This is a genomic window from Rosenbergiella australiborealis, assembly GCF_018494035.1.
Classification (GTDB): domain Bacteria; phylum Pseudomonadota; class Gammaproteobacteria; order Enterobacterales; family Enterobacteriaceae; genus Rosenbergiella; species Rosenbergiella australiborealis.
In genome coordinates this window covers 71,411-88,213 of the sequence record NZ_JABBFO010000010.1, presented here as the reverse complement: position 1 = coordinate 88,213, position 16,803 = coordinate 71,411, and the positions used below count along the sequence as shown (strand labels likewise).

13 protein-coding genes and 3 pseudogenes are annotated in these 16,803 nt (G+C 46.4%); 10 read left to right on the top strand and 6 right to left on the bottom strand.

Annotation, left to right across the window (positions count from 1 at the left end; genetic code table 11):
* Positions 1 to 29: 29 nt before the first annotated feature.
* The 8 genes and pseudogenes from HGT73_RS11200 to HGT73_RS11165 form a co-directional block, all read left to right on the top strand.
* Positions 30 to 503: a hypothetical protein gene (locus tag HGT73_RS11200; RefSeq protein ID WP_214214979.1), complete on the top strand. Its 474-nt coding sequence runs from the start codon at positions 30 to 32 to the stop codon at positions 501 to 503.
* Positions 504 to 566: 63 nt separating this feature from the next.
* Positions 567 to 2,330, top strand: a complete 1,764-nt coding sequence (gene tssF / locus HGT73_RS11195; protein ID WP_214214976.1) for a type VI secretion system baseplate subunit TssF — start codon at positions 567 to 569, stop codon at positions 2,328 to 2,330.
* A complete protein-coding gene (gene tssG, locus HGT73_RS11190; protein ID WP_214214973.1) occupies positions 2,285 to 3,388 on the top strand; it encodes a type VI secretion system baseplate subunit TssG in 1,104 nt (367 codons plus the stop codon). Before tssF ends, tssG begins: the two co-directional genes overlap by 46 nt.
* Complete coding sequence (gene tssJ, locus HGT73_RS11185) at positions 3,369 to 3,905, top strand: type VI secretion system lipoprotein TssJ (RefSeq protein WP_214215027.1); 537 nt, start codon at positions 3,369 to 3,371, stop codon at positions 3,903 to 3,905. The genes tssG and tssJ overlap by 20 nt, the downstream gene beginning before the upstream one ends.
* Positions 3,898 to 4,350, top strand: coding sequence for a type VI secretion system baseplate subunit TssE (gene tssE / locus HGT73_RS11180; RefSeq protein WP_214214971.1), 453 nt, complete (start codon positions 3,898 to 3,900; stop codon positions 4,348 to 4,350). Before tssJ ends, tssE begins: the two co-directional genes overlap by 8 nt.
* A gap of 119 nt (positions 4,351 to 4,469) precedes the next feature.
* A pseudogene (locus HGT73_RS11175) lies at positions 4,470 to 4,847 on the top strand (GIY-YIG nuclease family protein); the annotation flags it as partial.
* 47 nt (positions 4,848 to 4,894) lie between these two features.
* Positions 4,895 to 6,274, top strand: coding sequence for a VasL domain-containing protein (locus HGT73_RS11170; RefSeq protein WP_214214969.1), 1,380 nt, complete (start codon positions 4,895 to 4,897; stop codon positions 6,272 to 6,274).
* A 324-nt stretch (positions 6,275 to 6,598) separates the two neighbouring features.
* A pseudogene (locus tag HGT73_RS11165) lies at positions 6,599 to 7,147 on the top strand (DUF4942 domain-containing protein); the annotation flags it as partial.
* A 567-nt stretch (positions 7,148 to 7,714) separates the two neighbouring features.
* Here the strand turns inward: HGT73_RS11165 and HGT73_RS11160 are convergent.
* On the bottom strand, positions 7,715 to 8,623 hold the full coding sequence (locus HGT73_RS11160; RefSeq protein ID WP_214214957.1) for a LysR family transcriptional regulator: 909 nt from the start codon (positions 8,621 to 8,623) through the stop codon (positions 7,715 to 7,717).
* 97 nt (positions 8,624 to 8,720) lie between these two features.
* Here HGT73_RS11160 and HGT73_RS11155 point away from each other — a divergent pair, with 97 nt between their 5' ends.
* Positions 8,721 to 9,596 carry a pirin family protein gene (locus HGT73_RS11155; RefSeq protein WP_214214955.1) on the top strand — a complete coding sequence of 292 codons (876 nt, stop codon included), beginning with the start codon at positions 8,721 to 8,723 and terminating at the stop codon, positions 9,594 to 9,596.
* Between the two features lie 12 nt (positions 9,597 to 9,608).
* Complete coding sequence (locus tag HGT73_RS11150; RefSeq protein WP_214214952.1) at positions 9,609 to 10,277, top strand: isochorismatase family protein; 669 nt, start codon at positions 9,609 to 9,611, stop codon at positions 10,275 to 10,277.
* A gap of 273 nt (positions 10,278 to 10,550) precedes the next feature.
* Here the strand turns inward: HGT73_RS11150 and HGT73_RS11145 are convergent.
* The 5 genes and pseudogenes from HGT73_RS11145 to HGT73_RS11125 form a co-directional block, all read right to left on the bottom strand.
* Positions 10,551 to 11,480, bottom strand: a pseudogene (locus HGT73_RS11145) (IS630 family transposase); the annotation flags it as partial.
* A 44-nt stretch (positions 11,481 to 11,524) separates the two neighbouring features.
* Complete coding sequence (locus HGT73_RS11140; RefSeq protein WP_214214949.1) at positions 11,525 to 12,136, bottom strand: invasion associated locus B family protein; 612 nt, start codon at positions 12,134 to 12,136, stop codon at positions 11,525 to 11,527.
* 8 nt (positions 12,137 to 12,144) lie between these two features.
* Positions 12,145 to 12,642, bottom strand: coding sequence for an invasion associated locus B family protein (locus HGT73_RS11135; RefSeq protein ID WP_214214946.1), 498 nt, complete (start codon positions 12,640 to 12,642; stop codon positions 12,145 to 12,147).
* A gap of 87 nt (positions 12,643 to 12,729) precedes the next feature.
* On the bottom strand, positions 12,730 to 13,464 hold the full coding sequence (gene bamE, locus HGT73_RS11130; RefSeq protein ID WP_214214937.1) for an outer membrane protein assembly factor BamE domain-containing protein: 735 nt from the start codon (positions 13,462 to 13,464) through the stop codon (positions 12,730 to 12,732).
* Positions 13,465 to 13,501: 37 nt separating this feature from the next.
* A complete protein-coding gene (locus HGT73_RS11125) occupies positions 13,502 to 16,243 on the bottom strand; it encodes an ESPR-type extended signal peptide-containing protein (protein ID WP_214214932.1) in 2,742 nt (913 codons plus the stop codon).
* Positions 16,244 to 16,803: the final 560 nt, after the last annotated feature.

The window sequence follows — 16,803 nt, the reverse complement described above, 5'->3', positions numbered from 1 at the left end:
TTAGCGATTATTAAAAGGTGAGTATATTTATGAGGTTTTTTTATTTTGTTTTTGCCCTCTTATTTTTATCGGGATGCACTTCCTCTGTAAATGTCCATAAGGAATGGAGTGAACTTAAGTATTATCGCATTGATTTCTCTGGTCACGAGATAAAAAAACTACCTCAAGGTGCCAGACTGGTTAAGGAGAAAAAAGATGTTGCGATAGGCGTTCTGGATAGTAATGGTGATACCGGTGAATTTGTCGTTTCAGGACGTATTACCGAAAACGACTATATAATCGAACCAATGTGGCATTTTTATGATTATTCTGAAGGTTTTACAACGACCACTCGTGATGGCAAGGTAAAGCCTTTTATCACTTACAAAATTACTAATAAATGTCATCCAGATGATAGCTATACGGGAATAAGCGACAATCAAGGCAGGACGGTTCTGTTTGCAACAGAAAAACCATGTGAGTTGGAAATTACTTTCCCACGTGAAATACATCATGGTGAATAAAATGAAAATGGCAATTGCAAACCTGTCCGTTATTGTCGGGAATTCTTCTGAAGCGAGAGCATTATGGAAGATTTGACTCTACGTTATTACGACGCGGAAATGCGCTACCTCCGTGAAGCCGCAAAAGAGTTCGCGCAAATCCATCCCGATCGTGCAGCAATGCTTGACCTGGATAAGGCCGGCACACCCGATCCGTATGTTGAACGTCTGCTTGAAGGGTTTGCCTTCTCAATGGGGCGGCTGCGTGAAAAGATTGACGACGACCTGCCGGAACTGACCGAAGGGTTGGTCAGCATGCTCTGGCCACACTACTTGCGCACCATTCCCTCACTTTCGGTGGTGGCGTTTATGCCCGCGCTTCAGGCTGTGAAGATGGCGGAATTGATGCCCGCGGGTCTGGAGGTGTACTCCCGCCCGGTGGGGCCGAAAAATACGGTCTGCCGCTACCGTACCACGCAGGATGTGATGCTCAACCCGCTGAACATTTCTGGGGTAACCATGACCACTGAGCCTGACGGGCGCTCGTTGCTGCGGCTACGGTTTGCCTGCAGCACGCAGGCGGACTGGTCCCATGCGGACCTCTGTCACCTGAGTCTCTATCTCGGGGGGAGCGCACCCGTCAGCAATCAGCTTCACCTGATGCTGACCAAACGGCAAGCTGTCCTGTATATGCGTCTGCCCGGGCAGACCGATCGGATTCGTCTTGACGGGTACTTCTCGCCGGGGGGATTCGCGGAGGAAGACGGGCTGTGGCCGAAGGGCGATACCGCCTTCAGTGGTTACCAGTTGCTTCTGGAGTATTTCACCTTCTGCGACAAGTTTATGTTTGTCCACCTCAATGGCCTGGACGGTATTACACCGCCTGCCGGGGCAGAGTACTTCGACATCGAAGTCGTGTTCAGCACGCCGTGGCCATCAGACCTGCCGGTGACTGATGACGCGGTTCGTCTGCACTGTGTGCCGGTGATTAACCTATTCACCCTGGAAGCGGACCCGCTCACCATTACTGGGCTTGAAAGCGAATACCTGCTCCGTCCTAAGCGATTGCAGGACGGACACACAGAGATTTATTCCGTGGATTCTGTCACCGGCTCAAACCGCACCAGTGATGCCGAATACGTGCCGTTCAGCAGCTTTCGCCACAAGGGCGGGATGATGCGCCGTCATGCACCCCCCCGTTACTACCACACCCGCGTGAAGCGCAGCGTGACCGGACTGTATGACACCTGGCTTATCCTTGGGGGGCACCAGTGGGAAGATGACCGCCTGTTTGAGCGTGAAGCCGTGTCGCTGCAAATCACCGGCACCAACGGCCAGCTGCCGCGCCGGGCACTGCAGAGCACACTGCTTGACCGCTGCGAGCAAGTGGTCGGTACACCGCTTTCAGTACGCAACCTCTGCAAACCAACGCTGCCAGTTTATCCTCCTTCTGAAGACCGTTTCCACTGGCGGGTTCTGAGCCACCTCGGCTCCGGGTTTCTGAATATGATGAGTACTGCCGAAGTACTGCGTGGGACGCTGGCACTCTATAACTGGCAGGAAGATGAACTGAATACTCGGCGTCTGGAGGCGATTCAGTATGTGGAGCACCACCGCCTGCAACGTTTTGAGCAGGGCTACCTGCTACGGGGGCTGGATATTGCAGTGACCCTCGACAGCAACGGCTTTACTGGCGAGGGCGATATTCACCTGTTCGGTGAAATGCTCAACCGGTTCTTTGCTCTGTATGCTGATATGAACCAGTTTAACCAGCTCACCCTTATTGTTCAGCCAGAAGGAAAATGCATCCGGTGGAAAGAGAATCACAGTCCGCGTCTGCCCGGCTGATAGCGCAACTGGGAGACCGGCTGCCATATATCAACTTTTACCGCTTCTGCCAGTTGCTGGAGCAGAGCCAGCCGGACAAACCGGTTACGGGCAGTACTTGGCAGGTACGTCATGAACCGGTACGTTTTCGGCCACATCCGGGGATGGGCTTTCCGGCATCTGAAATCAAAGGGATTGAGCAGTCCGAGCATTCGCATTTACCGCCAACGGTACGCATCACCTTTATGGGGCTTTACGGCGTGGAGTCCCCGCTGCCGACGCACTATATCGATGACATTACCCAGCGACGGCAAGGGTATGAGGCCACCGCGGATTTCCTCGATATCTTCAATCACCGGCTGATTGCCCAGTACTACCGTATCTGGCGTAAATATTCCTACCCAGCGACATTTGAAGACGGCGGCAAGGACAACACCTCTCAGTACCTGCTGGGGCTAGTGGGACTCGGCATTGACGGCTGTGCACAAAACATTGCCACCCCGACCTCACGCTTTTTGGCACTGCTGCCGGTCATGTTGCTACCCGGACGTACCGCAGAAGGTATGGTCTCGCTGGTGCGTCTGCTAGCACCCAACACGCAGGCGAAAATCTGGCAGCACGATAAACGCCGTGTGCCGCTGAAGAAGCCGCTGACGATGAGCGTCAGCCAGCCCGTCACCCTGAAAAACCGCCCGGTGATGGGCAACTATGCTACTGACGTGAGCAGCCAAATACTGATGCGACTGGCCACCACTGACTCGGCAGAAGTGCAGGGCTGGCTGCCCGGCGGCGAATTGTACACGGACCTGATGGCGCTGCTGCATGTTTATCTTGGCTCCCGCCTCGATGTGCGGTTACAGCTGTGTGTCGACAGAAGTCTGTTGCCTGACGCTACCATGAGCAGTAAACCCAACGCCGGGGCAGTGCAGCTGGGCCGCACTGCCGTGATGCGACCGCTGAATACAGCTAAGACCGCATCACACCCAAAAACAATCACCATTAATCTGGGCCGCTATGAGCGGGTACAGGAAACTATTCACCGCAGGGAGACCGATGAAGATGGCGATTACCGCTGGTAAATTTCCTCTGGCTGCGCTGGCAACTGGTATCACCTTGATGCTGGCGGGTTGCGGGCTTACTCAAAAAGTGACAGACGGCACCATTGCTGTGACTAAATCGATTTTTTATAAGCAGATAAAAAAACTGCATCTGGATATTCGGGCCCGCGAGGCCGTGAACAGCAATGCTGGCGGCGTGCCACTGTCGACGGTGGTGCGTATTTATCAGCTCAAAGACCGGAAAACATTTGACACGACAGACTACCCGTCACTGTTCAAGGCGGACAGCCAGGCCATTAAAGCAGACTTGATAGCTGAGAAAGATATCCGCCTGCAGCCAGGTGGGGCGGTGATGGTGGATATGCCGATGGATGAAAATGCGCAGTATGTCGCAGTGGCTGGCATGTTTATGTTGCCGGACCAGGTGAACAACACCTGGCGGGTGGTGCTGAGCCGTGATGACCTCGATCCGGATAAAGCCCGAGTGATTGAGGCCGGTAACAACCGCCTGACCCTGAAGGCACTTAACGATGAGTGAGTCATCCCGTCCTTCACTGTATGAAACACTTTATGGCAACTTCACCGGCGACCTCGACCTGCATCAAGTCAGCGAGCAGAACCAGGTCATTTTGTCCGTACTCGACAATATGCAGCGTATCCTCAACTGTCGTGCCGGCACGCTGGCGCATCTGCCGGACTATGGACTGCCGGATATGACCAGAGTTCTCCAGGGTATGCCGGGTACCGCCCATGGGCTGATGGGTACCTTGTCGGCTGTTCTGCTCAAATACGAACCGCGTCTGAAAAAAATTACTGTCGTCCTGCTGGAGCAAAACGTCCCCGGCGAGTTTCGTTATGCCATTGATGCTGAGTTGAAGGGCATTGGCCTCGTACGCTATGGCACCGAGTTTATGCCCGAGGGACGAGTGATGCTGAGACATCTGAAGCAACAGCAGTATCTTGACACTGCAACCCGTCTGTAAGGCCAGATAAAACCATGTCAGTAAAATCACAGTTTCTCGAAAAATTGCAGATCAGACAGTCTGCTCCGGGTTCATCTGTCAGTAAGAGTCAGACTGATATTGCAGAGTTTCGACTGCGAATGGCCCAGCTCACGAAACAGGGACACGTGTATGTGATTTTGAATATCGGTTCCTTCGGTGAAAACGTCTTCAAAATCGGTATGACCCGACGGCTGCGGCCTATGCAGCGTGTGAAAGAACTGAGCGGGGCAGCCGTGCCGTTTGATTTTGACGTCCACGCCATGATTTCCTGCGATGATGCACCTGCGCTTGAAAAGACACTGCATGATCCTTTGGAAAGCTACCGGATTAACCTGCGTAAGGAGTTTTTCCGGGTTGAACTCAGTAAAATTATCGATGAGGTTGAGCGTCATCATGGGCAGGTTGAATATATTGCTGACCCGGTGGCGCTACAGTATCTGCAGAGCCTCGAATATGCAGAAAGCGAAGCCGCATAAGCCTTAATCATCCTTATTCCCGGACACGTCAAAATGGACAATTGGTCATGAATGACATTACCCAACGTAAGATTAAAACCGGCGGTGACCCGCGCTCGCTACCGGATTATGCCGCCTTGCGTGATGAGCTGAGTAAGCTGACGCATCCGGCTCGCCCGGATGTGAACTGGCGTTATGCGGAAAAACGCTGTCTCTCACTGTTCGAGCACAACGGTGTGGAATTGCAAACAGCAGCTTGGTATACGCTTGCGCGTACGCAGCTGGCCGGTTTATTCGGGCTCAATGAAGGGCTGGTGATACTCGAGGCCCTGATAAGCCATCAGTGGGGGGCACTGTGGCCTCAGCCAGTCCATGCGCGCATGGAAATTCTCAGCAGTCTGAGTCAGCGTCTGCAGCAACGAATGCGCTCGCTCCCGCTGAATTACAGCGACCTCAGCCAGTTGTACCGGGCGGAGCAACTGCTTACAGGTCTGGGAGATGTACTGCAGCGTCTGGAGCTTAAACATCTGAGTCAGCTTGAGACGTTGCGTACCCTGATGCACAACAGTGCTGTTCGGCTGGAAAATAGCGATGGCATAACCACTACCGGGTCGAGCATTCAGCCTGGTATCGTATTGCCTGCCACCGTGATGAATGATACGACAGCATCCACGAGAGACTTTGCTGGTGGACCGGATGAAGATACGCCAGCGAGTGCAGCGAAGTGGGTTTACGTTGCGCAACCGGAACCGCAGTCGAATGTGGAAGTGCTGTCGACAATGCCTGTTACGGTTAAAAAGTGGACATCCTTCACTGTCGGCATGTGTACCATGCTGGTGATAAGCATAGTCTCTGCGTGGAGCTGGCATTTTCTACACCGTCCAGACCCTCTACAGACTCAGCTTGTTGCTTCACTGGCTCCGTTCCCTGCACCTCTCACGTCTGAACAACTGGGGATGTTGCGTCAGCAGACTTCGCTACCGCAGGACATTATCGCACAGACACAGCATCAGCTTGCCCGACTGGATAAGTTGCCTCCTGACTGGGATATTGCATACAGCAGAAAACTCATCGAACAGGTTCAGGTATTGTGGCCGGATCAGGCTAAGACCCTAGTACAGCAGTGGCAGCAGCAGATTAATATCTCAGTACTTCCTGTCGATAAAACGAACGGCTGGCATGAAGGTATGACGCAGCTTCAGGCTCTTGCCAATAAACTGAATGCACTTGATGGTCAGAAGGGAAAATACATCACCGTCAGTGAACTTAAATCTCAGGTCTTTGGCATGCTGACAAGCTTCCGGCAGACCGTGCCGGTGGAGGAACAGCTTCGGCAGTTGAAGCTGCTCCCTGAAAACTCTCCGCAGCGTCAGCAGCAGATTCAGCAGGCTGAGCAGCACCTCCGGGCTCAGGTCTATATGCTGGCGCAGGAAAAACATCGTGAGTGATGCAAAAGGAACTGGCGGGGTGGGTAAAACATAGTGACACCGTAATCACCGGTCGGCCACCGAAGAAATTGCCACCAGACTGGGCAGAAGCGTCAGTGCAATGAGGGCGGCAGTGGTCAAATTTGACCTTGGAATAGGGAAAAATAGACCCTGGTCGGAAAGGGAAATAGTGTTTATGCATGCGCACTACAGTAAAGGGATTGATAAAATAAAAGCGCCGTTGCCGGATCGTACCCGGGAGGCCATTTTTGCCCAGACCGGAAAAATGGGGCTGACTGAGGCCCGGCTCTGGCAGCCTGTTGAGGACCCCTCACCGAACCCGAAGTGTTAACCGGCTACACCGACATAATTTGCTTCACTAATATTGAGCGTGTCGTCACGGGACGTAATAACGCACTGGAATGCATTGATACTCTGATCCAGCAACTTGATACGATCTCTCAGGTAACCATCAGCATTGGCGGCGGTACGTCTAATGACTGGGCCATGCGGAAGGGGCACCGTTATGGGAGCTGGTTAACAGAAGCGCCTGAAACTTCCATGAAAGCCATCACCCGCAATATCGGTCGTAGTATCTGGTGTAATCTGATGAAGAAATCCGACATGATCGCGCTGATGGACGCTCAGGCATGTGACGAGTGGTACAACAGTCTGGAGAGGGGTGACATACCCGCCATAAGTAAGGCCAATATTATCAGTACCTTTGAACAGTTGCATCAAAGCAAAGCAGAAGTCTTTGAGCGTGGGATCATTAACGTCTTCAAATCACTAAGCTGGGACTCCAAGAGCAACAGCCCCTGTATGTTCGGTAAGAAAATCATCGTCGATGGTCTGGTGCAATATGACCGCTGGGGATTTCATTTCCGCCATGGCCGCAGGCTACGGCTTCCAACGATTTGAAGCGATACAAGGTATTACGCCCGGAAAATACGGACCGAGGGTACAATTAAGGGTATAAAATTAATCACATCAAAAATAAACAATAAAAATCAATGTGTAATTACAACACATCGATTCCGAGTTCGGGCACCACTATTTAAAAGGCCTCGCAGAAATGCGGGGCTTTGTCGTTTCTGGGGTATGATCGCCATAATTAATGCATCAAGAAGGTTACTTAGCTTTCTGCAAGTCGTTTGCCTCATTTTGGGGGCTTTTTGCTGCAACTATTTATTTTTGCGAAATCGAATGGCCTTATTACGCGTTAATAATCCCCATAAGCGTTATTTTTCAAAAGATGCTATTTGTCGGATATTTCACAGTGCAGGGGAAGACAATAATTCTGTTGCAGCCACTTAAGTGCGATGGTTGTCATTGACTGGGCTATGACGTGATAAGGTTCGTGAGTGCTTTGATCGCGTATCGGCATTCCATAATGTATTTAATATTATTATCTGTAGATACACGATAAAATCGTTGGACCTTGTAAGACTTCAAACATCGTCAATTAGTTGGGGTCGTCCCCTGCTCAAGCGTTACTTTCAATATTTCATGGGCTATATCTATAAAAGCCCTAAGTTTTGGTGACATGTATCGGTGTCTTGGATAGATAAGATGAATGGGATCTTTTTTGGCATACCAGTCTGGAAGAAGGCGGACTAAACCTCCTCTATCGTAGGCCATGTTGCATTGATAGTCGGGGAGTAAAGCGATGCCTTTTCCCGCCATCGTCATGGTTTTAATCAGGCTGATATCATCGGCAACGATAGATTTATCAATCAGAATAGTCAGGCTTGTATCGGCATTATGTAATGTCCAGGCATCTCTACCCATTGGAGTGAATTGCAGACAGCAGTGATGCCGAATATCTTGAGGTGTAGTAATTTCCGGGTGTGTAGTCACATACTCCTGGCTCGCAAAAATTTGCCATTCCGCATAACCTGCTCGTTTTGCAATTAACGTTGAATCATCTAGATCACCAGTACGAATTGCGACGTCAATACCTTCTGCGATAAGGTCCATATATCTTTTTATCAGTACAAACTCTAATTTAACCTCAGGCCAGCGTTTATTCATTTCATCGATAATCGCTGAGAGCAGCGGATTACCAATATCAAAAGGTGCTGAAATTCTTAGTACACCACAAGGTTCACCAATCGCTTCAAAAATGGAAGATTCTGCATCGAAAATGTGAGCTAACCCTTCGGCAGCATGCGTATAATACTGCTTACCTGCATCCGTCAGATGTAACTGCCGAGTAGTTCTCTGCAACAAAGTCATCCCCAGCCTTTTTTCCAGCATAGCAACGCGATTACTCACTGTTGATACCGGGATATTCAGTAACCGAGCCGCAGCACTAAAGCTACCCGCCTGCACGACCTTCACGAAAACGGCAATTTGATTAAAGTCCATTATCCAATCCAATGGAAAGTTATTTCAATTTTTACATACTACTCTAAAAATAAATTAATGGTTAGATTATCACCATTATTTTTTGAGGAGAAATGACATGAAAAAGGTCGCTTTCATTAAACGTAGTAATGGTAAGCACTGGGTAGGTGATGGCTTTCCAGTCAGAAATATTTTTTCCTATAACGATATAGCTGAAGAAATGTCGCCTTTTTTACTCATGGATTATGCCGGACCGACTAATTTCCCAGCCACCAATAAAAAATTGGGCGTTGGTCAGCATCCACATCGTGGTTTTGAAACTGTCACTATTGTTTATAAAGGTGGCGTTTCTCATCAGGATTCTTCAGGTGGCGGTGGCAGTATTGGTCCGGGTGATGTGCAGTGGATGACTGCCGCATCCGGCGTTTTGCATGAAGAGTTTCATAGCCCTGAATTTGCAGCTACGGGGGGGGATTTTGAAATGGTTCAACTGTGGGTCAACCTTCCGGCTAAGGATAAGATGAGTCACCCAGGCTATCAAGGCATCTTAAATAACGATATTCCTGAAGTTTCCTTACCCAATGATGTCGGGACATTACGTTTAATAGCAGGAGAATATAACGCCTTACGTGGTCCGGCTAAGACGTTTACTCCGATGAACGTCTGGGATATTCGAGCCAAGGCAAATGCGAAGATAGTCTTTGAGCTTCCTGAAGGGCATACCAGCGCACTGTTTGTCTTAGAAGGATCTTTGAAGGTAAGCGAAGCACATAATGTGATTTCCGCTGAATTAGTAGTAATGGAAAGATCTGACACTAAATTGGTGATTACTGCGGAAAAAGATACAAAATTCCTTTTATTAAGTGGGGAGCCAATCAATGAACCCATTGTTGGCCAAGGCCCCTTCGTGATGAACAGCCGGCAAGAAATTATGCAGGCGGTAACAGATTTTCAAAGCGGACGTTTTGGAAAAATAGAACGAACTATCAATTAAGATGAGGTAATTATGAGTTCAACAAATGGAATGATCGATCCGGATGATGCCGTTATTTTATTGATTGACCATCAAAGCGGTTTATTCAATACCGTCAGAGATGTCCCGGTAAACGACTTACGCCATTATGTGACGGCGATATCAAAAGTCGCCTCACTACTTAATATTCCAGTAATCACTACAGCTTCTGTTCCAGATGGTCCAAACGGTCCACTCATCCCAGAAGTCCATAAATATGCGCCTCATGCGGTTTATGTCCCGCGTACAGGGCAGATTAATACTTGGGATAATCCTTTATTCGTTGATGAAGTTAAAAAAACGGGTAGAAAAACACTGATTATCGCCGGTACATTAACCAGTGTTTGTATGGCATTTCCAGCAGTCAGTGCGGTCAAAGAAGGCTACAATGTTTATTGTGTCGTTGATGCGTCCGGCAACTGGTCAAAAATGGCAACAGATATTACCATTGCACGTGTCGCGCAAGCGGGTGCAGTGCCTACCGATACCTTTGCGATTGTTGCAGAATTAATGCGTACATGGAACCGCTCAGAAGGATCGCAATTTGCTGAAATTCTTTCAGAGCATGTTTGCCATGAATACAAATGCTTAATAGAAAGCTTCGGTAAAGCACAGGCTGTTGTGAAAGATGGGCCGGAAACGAACTTGGAAAATTATCGATAATCTTATTCAGATCATCATAGGGCCGGAAAGATATATATTTACCATCAGAAATAACGCCTAATGAAGTAATGTCAGTCAGTTAAGTCACTGACTGGCTTTTTTATGTGCTTTTGGATACTTACGAGGTATTTGCTTCACTACTTTCGGAAAGGCGATCTCTCATCTTATCGGTAACTTCGGCATTTATGCCATAGCTGTAGTAATCAATAAAAACTGGCGATCCAGATAATTAGGGATCTCAATGTGTTCCCTAAATAGCTGCGCCTAATACCGCTACATTTTTACCAGTCCATGTTTCCCACCGGGAAACGGGCTGACAGTTTCCATAAAATGACGAACTTTCTTCAACAGTTGCCACATTGAACGGTACTGATGATTACGCGTTATCGTGTCATGAAGTGCCTGCCATAACCGTTCAACATGATTCACCTATGGTAAGTAAACCGGTTGGTAAATCACCCTGAACTTCGGATTTTCATGCAACCAGCGCTGCGTTTCTCGGCTTTTGTGGATTATGTAGTTATCCACGATCAGCGTTATTGTTTTTGCCCGCCGGTACGTCGCTTTAAGGTGTTTTAGCAGACTGATGAACAACAGCGAACATTTACTGCTCCCGCCTACATAGCTGACTTTTCCCGTTCCGCTGTGCAGCGCGCCTGCCAGATAATATTTTTCATTCTGTCCCGGTGTTATCACACGTTTTTGTTGTCCGCGGAGTTGCCCGTTCGCGCCGATTTTAGGATTGAGATGGATATCCACCTCATCTTCATAAAATACCGGATGTTCTGCGCTACATTCGTCCAATGCTTTATGGATGGCGGCCATCTTTTCATCTTTATGCGGGTCACGGATACGCAGAGTTGGCGCGGCTCTTCGCCATACCAGACCCGCTAAAGGTAGCCAGCGGCGGATTGTTCCAGGATGAAGTTTATATCCGGTTATCTCATTAATTTTTATCGCCAGAAGTTCTGTGCTCCAGCGGGAACGCTGGTAGCCAAAATCACCAGGAGCATGTCTGATTAGTTCACGTAATAGTGTGCAGATATGCTCAAATGGCCAGCGACGGGCACCCCCGGCGGGTAAAGACTTCAGCCCTTCAACACCTGACAGCGTGAACCCGTTAATCCAACGTCCAACGGAAGAACGGGCACAGCAGAGCGTTCTGGCAACGTGACTCACACGGTCACCCCGATGTAGCATCAAACTCAAATCAGTAACAAAAACAGCACTGATCTCACTGAGAAGATTTATTGATGTTGGTAGAGCGATAACAGCCGAGACAGTGCATCATTGAATTCGGAAAGGGACACGTCTGTCTCTGTTGGCTGAGGATTCTCAGGAAAATAATAGGTTATCCCAATATGATCAGCCGCTTTAAACTGGTCAATGATACTTATAGGGATAATTAATTTAAACCGGCAACCTTGGGTATTACAATTCAAATATGTAGAGTGTTGGCTCGCTTGTTCACCTTTTATGCTCATCGCGAAACGGATCCCTTTCCTGAGATCTACCCCTAAGGGGGCGAATGCTTCAGCGATTAATTGCTGTTTATCATTAACGTTAAAGGCTAAATGAACGGCATCATCACTTTTAACCGATGATAAGGTACAAGCTGATTGGCTATTAATAATACATTCAACTTTCCAATTTTGATAAATTTCATCAACCTGATTTACATGTAATGGGAGTTTTTCCCGATCCAGTGAGCCACTGATAACGTTACTACCCCTAACGTGTTTTACTGTCGTTTCCGGGAAATTAATATGAATGATATTCTTTTTCACCAGCAGGTATGCACCCACGATTACGATAACTATGGCCGCTAATGAAAATAGCAGGGTATTTTTATTTTTCACGATATCCCCTATTTCTTTGGTAGGATGCTTAATAATTGCTCAATGCCAAGTAGGCTGATTGAAAATCTTTTTATTTCATGAGGCGTTGATGAAAAATAAGAGATATTCATTATTTTATTGGAAGAGATACTACTTAAGTTGTCGACGTTAGCTTGTGACATACAACCTGTTTTGTAACAGGCAACAAAGGGGACATTAAAAGGAGAATTATCGGCTAAACTGAGTGATAAGTTATCGATTAAACTGACATCCAGAGGTGTACCTATATAGAGCGTAGCGCTATTTCTAGATTGCAGCTTAAAATTTACTAACAGGCTTCTAGTGTTATTTCCATCAAAAATTTGAGAATAGAGTATACATTTATCAAAGGATTGGCCTGTACACTGAAGGGTCCATTGCCCAGCCGTCGCTTTAATAGGAAATGAGCTATGTTTTGTTTTTGGTGTAGCAAGAGCCATTTGGCTAGTCATCGCGGCAAATATAATAAAAAAAATAATTTTCTTCATGCTATTTCCTAAAATTAAATACCCTTTATCACTTATCAAAGCGAAAACCTAAATCGATCCTTAATAGATCAATCTAGGCTTCTATTTTTATTGTGATTTGATATAAATATCGACACGTCTAAAGTTCTGAGCACAGGGCATACTATCATCGCTTTGTGTAATACATTGCTGTTGAACGGCATCTAAGTCAGAGTCACTTTTTAGTGTAAATTGGCCGGGTGCAAGACCTAACTGCGTTGCCAATAGTTGCTGGACAGTTTTTGCTCTTTCTAATCCTAGGGTATAGTTAGGCAATGTTTGGCCAACGGTATCAGCATTACCCACCAGTGTAATGTGTTCAATATTTATTGATGATGATTTCATTTGGTTCACTAATGCAGTAAGTTGTCGCTGACTGCTTGGATCTATATCAGTGGCCCTATATTTAGCAAAGCCGAAGAGAACGCTCGCTGTCTTAATATTATTCACCCTATCATTGGGACATTGTTTCCCTTTCCAAGAGAGTTTTTGTGCAATATCGTTCTTAAATGTAATTTTTAACTGACAGCGGTTATAGCTATTGGTATTTAGGTTATGGATATCTAAAACATAATTCCAGTTATTTGAAATAAACTCATTAAATTGTGGGTTACCTAACGCGACACGTACAGCATCTTTGTTTGTTCCAACAGTAACATGAGCGACTTGCTCAGGTTCGTATTTAATGACCTGAGATAAATAACTATCCTCAATTTTTGGAAAGCCATCCGGACCGTAACTTGTACAGCCCACCAATGTCGTCATCGCGATAAGTAGTAAATTTTTGAATCGATTAATCATCATTATTATGCATCCAATGTAAGTGAGTAGTGATAATGGCTTAGTTAATGACACCACTAATACCGACTCTGACAATAGGTTGACCTTCAGTCCCGACAGCAGCCCCTGCAGTAAGAGACCAGCGTCCATCATCCGCCGTTCTCCTAAAGGTTATGCCTAACGCACCTTGATCATTGTAATAAGAGCTACCCATTGCGTAAGTAAATTTACCGGCAACGTAAGGCGCAGGTTCCATTGCGGCAACCCCAGCGATACCTGATGATAATCTCCGTTCCACTTTATTAATATGATGATTCATTTGGTCAAACCCTTGTTGCGTGTCATAAGCGAGGTTATCGACTTTATTATCGACGGCGCCTAAGGCATCCCCAACATTATTGTAACTTCCCCCTGCAACATTATAGGTGGGGGCTGTAATATTCCCGTTGGCATCGACTTTTGAACCACCACCAAAGTAGTTTGCAACACTACTATTCGTTTTATAGAGCTGCGCACCATTAATCGCATCGTGAGAAGAAGATGAAATTTCACCGGCAGCAACATTGGTTATTTTTTGATTGCCTGCGTTGATACCTTGATCATTAATCGTGACATTCCCTACATTCACAGAATTAGAATGCACTGAATTAAAATTAACGTCTTTAGAGGTGGCGACAGTGTAAATAGTGTGGCCATCCTTTGCGTCATTAGAACTTGTGACTTGAATATTATCTCCGGCATCAACCTCTGTTTTTGCCGCTTCAACAGCAGAACTATTTTGTTCGCTCAGTGCATGCAATTGATCTTCAGTCGCGGCCTGGCCTGAAACATAGTTATTCGGATCCCACGTTGTATTGGTTAAACCATCTTCTGTACCAGTGCTACCATTAATCGTGATTTTCCCTGCTTGAACAGTCCCGGTATTACCATTGATAGCAACTCGATTGTCACCGGTACCATCGGTAATCGTGCCGTCCTTACCGTTTATTTCAATGGCGTTATTATTACTGCCGATAGTGACGTCATTACTCAGTGCAACTGAAACGTTATTACCACTATTCGTTACCGAAATATCTTTATCACCAGTTATGGTTACCGTGCTAGTGGGGCTAACATTACTTTTCGCGTTTTCACCGCTATCCGTTTCAATATTCCACCCTGCGGAGGCGATATTCTTGACGCTATTGAGTTGACTTACATTAACCGCATCATCATCTGCCGTGCCTGCTGCAAGATGGGTAATTTTCTCTCCTCCCATATCAATACCTGTATTCGATATGATCACTGGGCCAACGGTTACTTGATTCGCAGTAATTGCATCGAAGTCCGGATCTTCTGCCAACTGTACTTGAATACCGCCTTTACCGTCGGTGACGGTCTGCACGTTTTTCGCCGAGTAACTCCCACTCACTGGCGTTGAGCTGCTGTCGAAGGTGACCCCCGAGGCGGCAGTGGTGGCGCCATAGAGATTAAAAGTCGACCCTAAAGGCAGGTTAAAGCTATCGCCGGACGGGGCGGCAAAGGAGTAGCCCTCTGCAACGGTATCCTCAACAGAGTAAAGTTGGCTGCCATTGATGGCATCCGTTGAACCTTGACTCACTAATCCGGCGGCAACATTCTGTATTCTTCTTTGCGAAGAGCTATTTCCTACTGAAACGACCCCTGATGATTGGCTTCCAGCATAATTCGAGAAAGTTGTCGCATTATTCTCACTGTTTGTAATGGTGGTACTTGCAACACTACCATTCCCACCAGTCGTTGAATCAGCATCGACATAAGAAGAAGCGTCCCCTAGAAAAACCGAATTATCTAAGGTTGAACTGATATTATTGCCTAATGCAAAAGTATCTGCTGTTTCAATACTATTATTGTTGCCGATTGCAAAACTATTCGCTGCGCTAACGGTACTCTGGTTACCTAGAATACCGGAGCTAGTCGCTGTTGATGTCACATCGCTACTATCACCTATGCTGATCGCATCGGCAGCATCTGCTTTAGCATAGGTTGAAATTGCCAACGCATTCTCTGCACTCGTCTCAGCCCAGTTACCGATAGAAAATGATTGTAGCGCTGTTGCTGAAGAGTTATCACCAATGGCAAACGCCCTATTTGCCGTTTTATTGGCTTCATAGCCAATTGCTGCACCAAAACCCCCAGATGCTGACGACTGAGCGCCGTAAGCTATATCTCTGGAACCGGTTGCAGAAGCGCTACTACCAATGGCGGAAGATGAGTCACCGGAACTCGTTGCACCAAATCCCATCGCTAACGATGATCCGCCAGAAGCTACTGCCTTAAATCCATAAGCCGCGTCAAAAGTATTGAGCGATTCTGATTCAAATCCGGAGGAGAGGGACCATTTTCCTAATGCTTTAGACTCTTCCCCTAAAGCAGTAGAAAATTCATCGGCTATAGCCCTAGTTCCAAGAGCGATACTATCGTTATCATTGGTTTCAGCTCCAGCGCCTATAGCTGTCGAATTCAAGCCATCTGATACTGCACCTATACCGATTGCAATGCTTCTAAGCTGCTTTACCTCTGCACCATTTCCTATTGCCACACTATCAACGGCATTCGCGTCTACCTTTGAACTAGAACCTATCGCGATACTGTCTGTTGCTGTCGAGTCGACACTTCCCCCGCCTAATTCAAGGCTATCCGCGAAAACTGAACATGAAATAAGGGTGAGTACAGAGGAAGCTAATGCTTTCTTAAATAAAACTTTCTTTGATTTCGCGAACTCAGATGTCACACACCAAGCAGACAAGCTAGCATTCCAAACAACATTGTATACTTTGTTCATATGAGCTCCATTATGTATTTTTATATAAATCGTCGACTTAAGATAAACATCTGCTTGCAACTTCCAATAAAGCTATATGTTTAATTCAACGTTTATACTGTTATTTTTTATTTAGAATAGATGCTTTTCCCTATTGGTTTTCTTTTTTTATAAAAATATTTTTTAAATATGCATATGGATACTTATATGTTTCTAGGTGTAATTTTTTTTACATTATTTATTAATTAAAATTTCACTATGAAAAAATGGATTTTTTTGTTTATTAACAATGTGTTAATGGTTATGGATGGTGTGGCTTTAACTGTTTTTTCGTGAAATTTTATCTTTTTAGTATGTTTTTTATTAATTGATAGAAAATCCTTATATCCATCAGGCTAAATAAAATTTTGAGGGGGTGGTGGCTATAACAATAGAGAAGCAGTCTAGATATGTCAGTAAAGTATTAGTTCAAAACGGCATTATTAATGTATAAAATTTTTATAAAAAAATACCTATCAGAACAATGCTTTATAAAAATATTACACACGAATAAAGTATATTTTTACGATGGAAATAACGCC

Coding starts and splice junctions, on each gene's coding strand:
- HGT73_RS11200 (WP_214214979.1), top strand. CDS start 30: ATGAGGTTTTTTTATTTTGTTTTTGCCCTCTTATTTTTATCGGGATGC.
- tssF (WP_214214976.1), top strand. CDS start 567: ATGGAAGATTTGACTCTACGTTATTACGACGCGGAAATGCGCTACCTC.
- tssG (WP_214214973.1), top strand. CDS start 2,285: ATGCATCCGGTGGAAAGAGAATCACAGTCCGCGTCTGCCCGGCTGATA.
- tssJ (WP_214215027.1), top strand. CDS start 3,369: ATGGCGATTACCGCTGGTAAATTTCCTCTGGCTGCGCTGGCAACTGGT.
- tssE (WP_214214971.1), top strand. CDS start 3,898: ATGAGTGAGTCATCCCGTCCTTCACTGTATGAAACACTTTATGGCAAC.
- HGT73_RS11170 (WP_214214969.1), top strand. CDS start 4,895: ATGAATGACATTACCCAACGTAAGATTAAAACCGGCGGTGACCCGCGC.
- HGT73_RS11160 (WP_214214957.1), bottom strand. CDS start 8,623: ATGGACTTTAATCAAATTGCCGTTTTCGTGAAGGTCGTGCAGGCGGGT.
- HGT73_RS11155 (WP_214214955.1), top strand. CDS start 8,721: ATGAAAAAGGTCGCTTTCATTAAACGTAGTAATGGTAAGCACTGGGTA.
- HGT73_RS11150 (WP_214214952.1), top strand. CDS start 9,609: ATGAGTTCAACAAATGGAATGATCGATCCGGATGATGCCGTTATTTTA.
- HGT73_RS11135 (WP_214214946.1), bottom strand. CDS start 12,642: ATGAAGAAAATTATTTTTTTTATTATATTTGCCGCGATGACTAGCCAA.
- bamE (WP_214214937.1), bottom strand. CDS start 13,464: ATGATGATTAATCGATTCAAAAATTTACTACTTATCGCGATGACGACA.
- HGT73_RS11125 (WP_214214932.1), bottom strand. CDS start 16,243: ATGAACAAAGTATACAATGTTGTTTGGAATGCTAGCTTGTCTGCTTGG.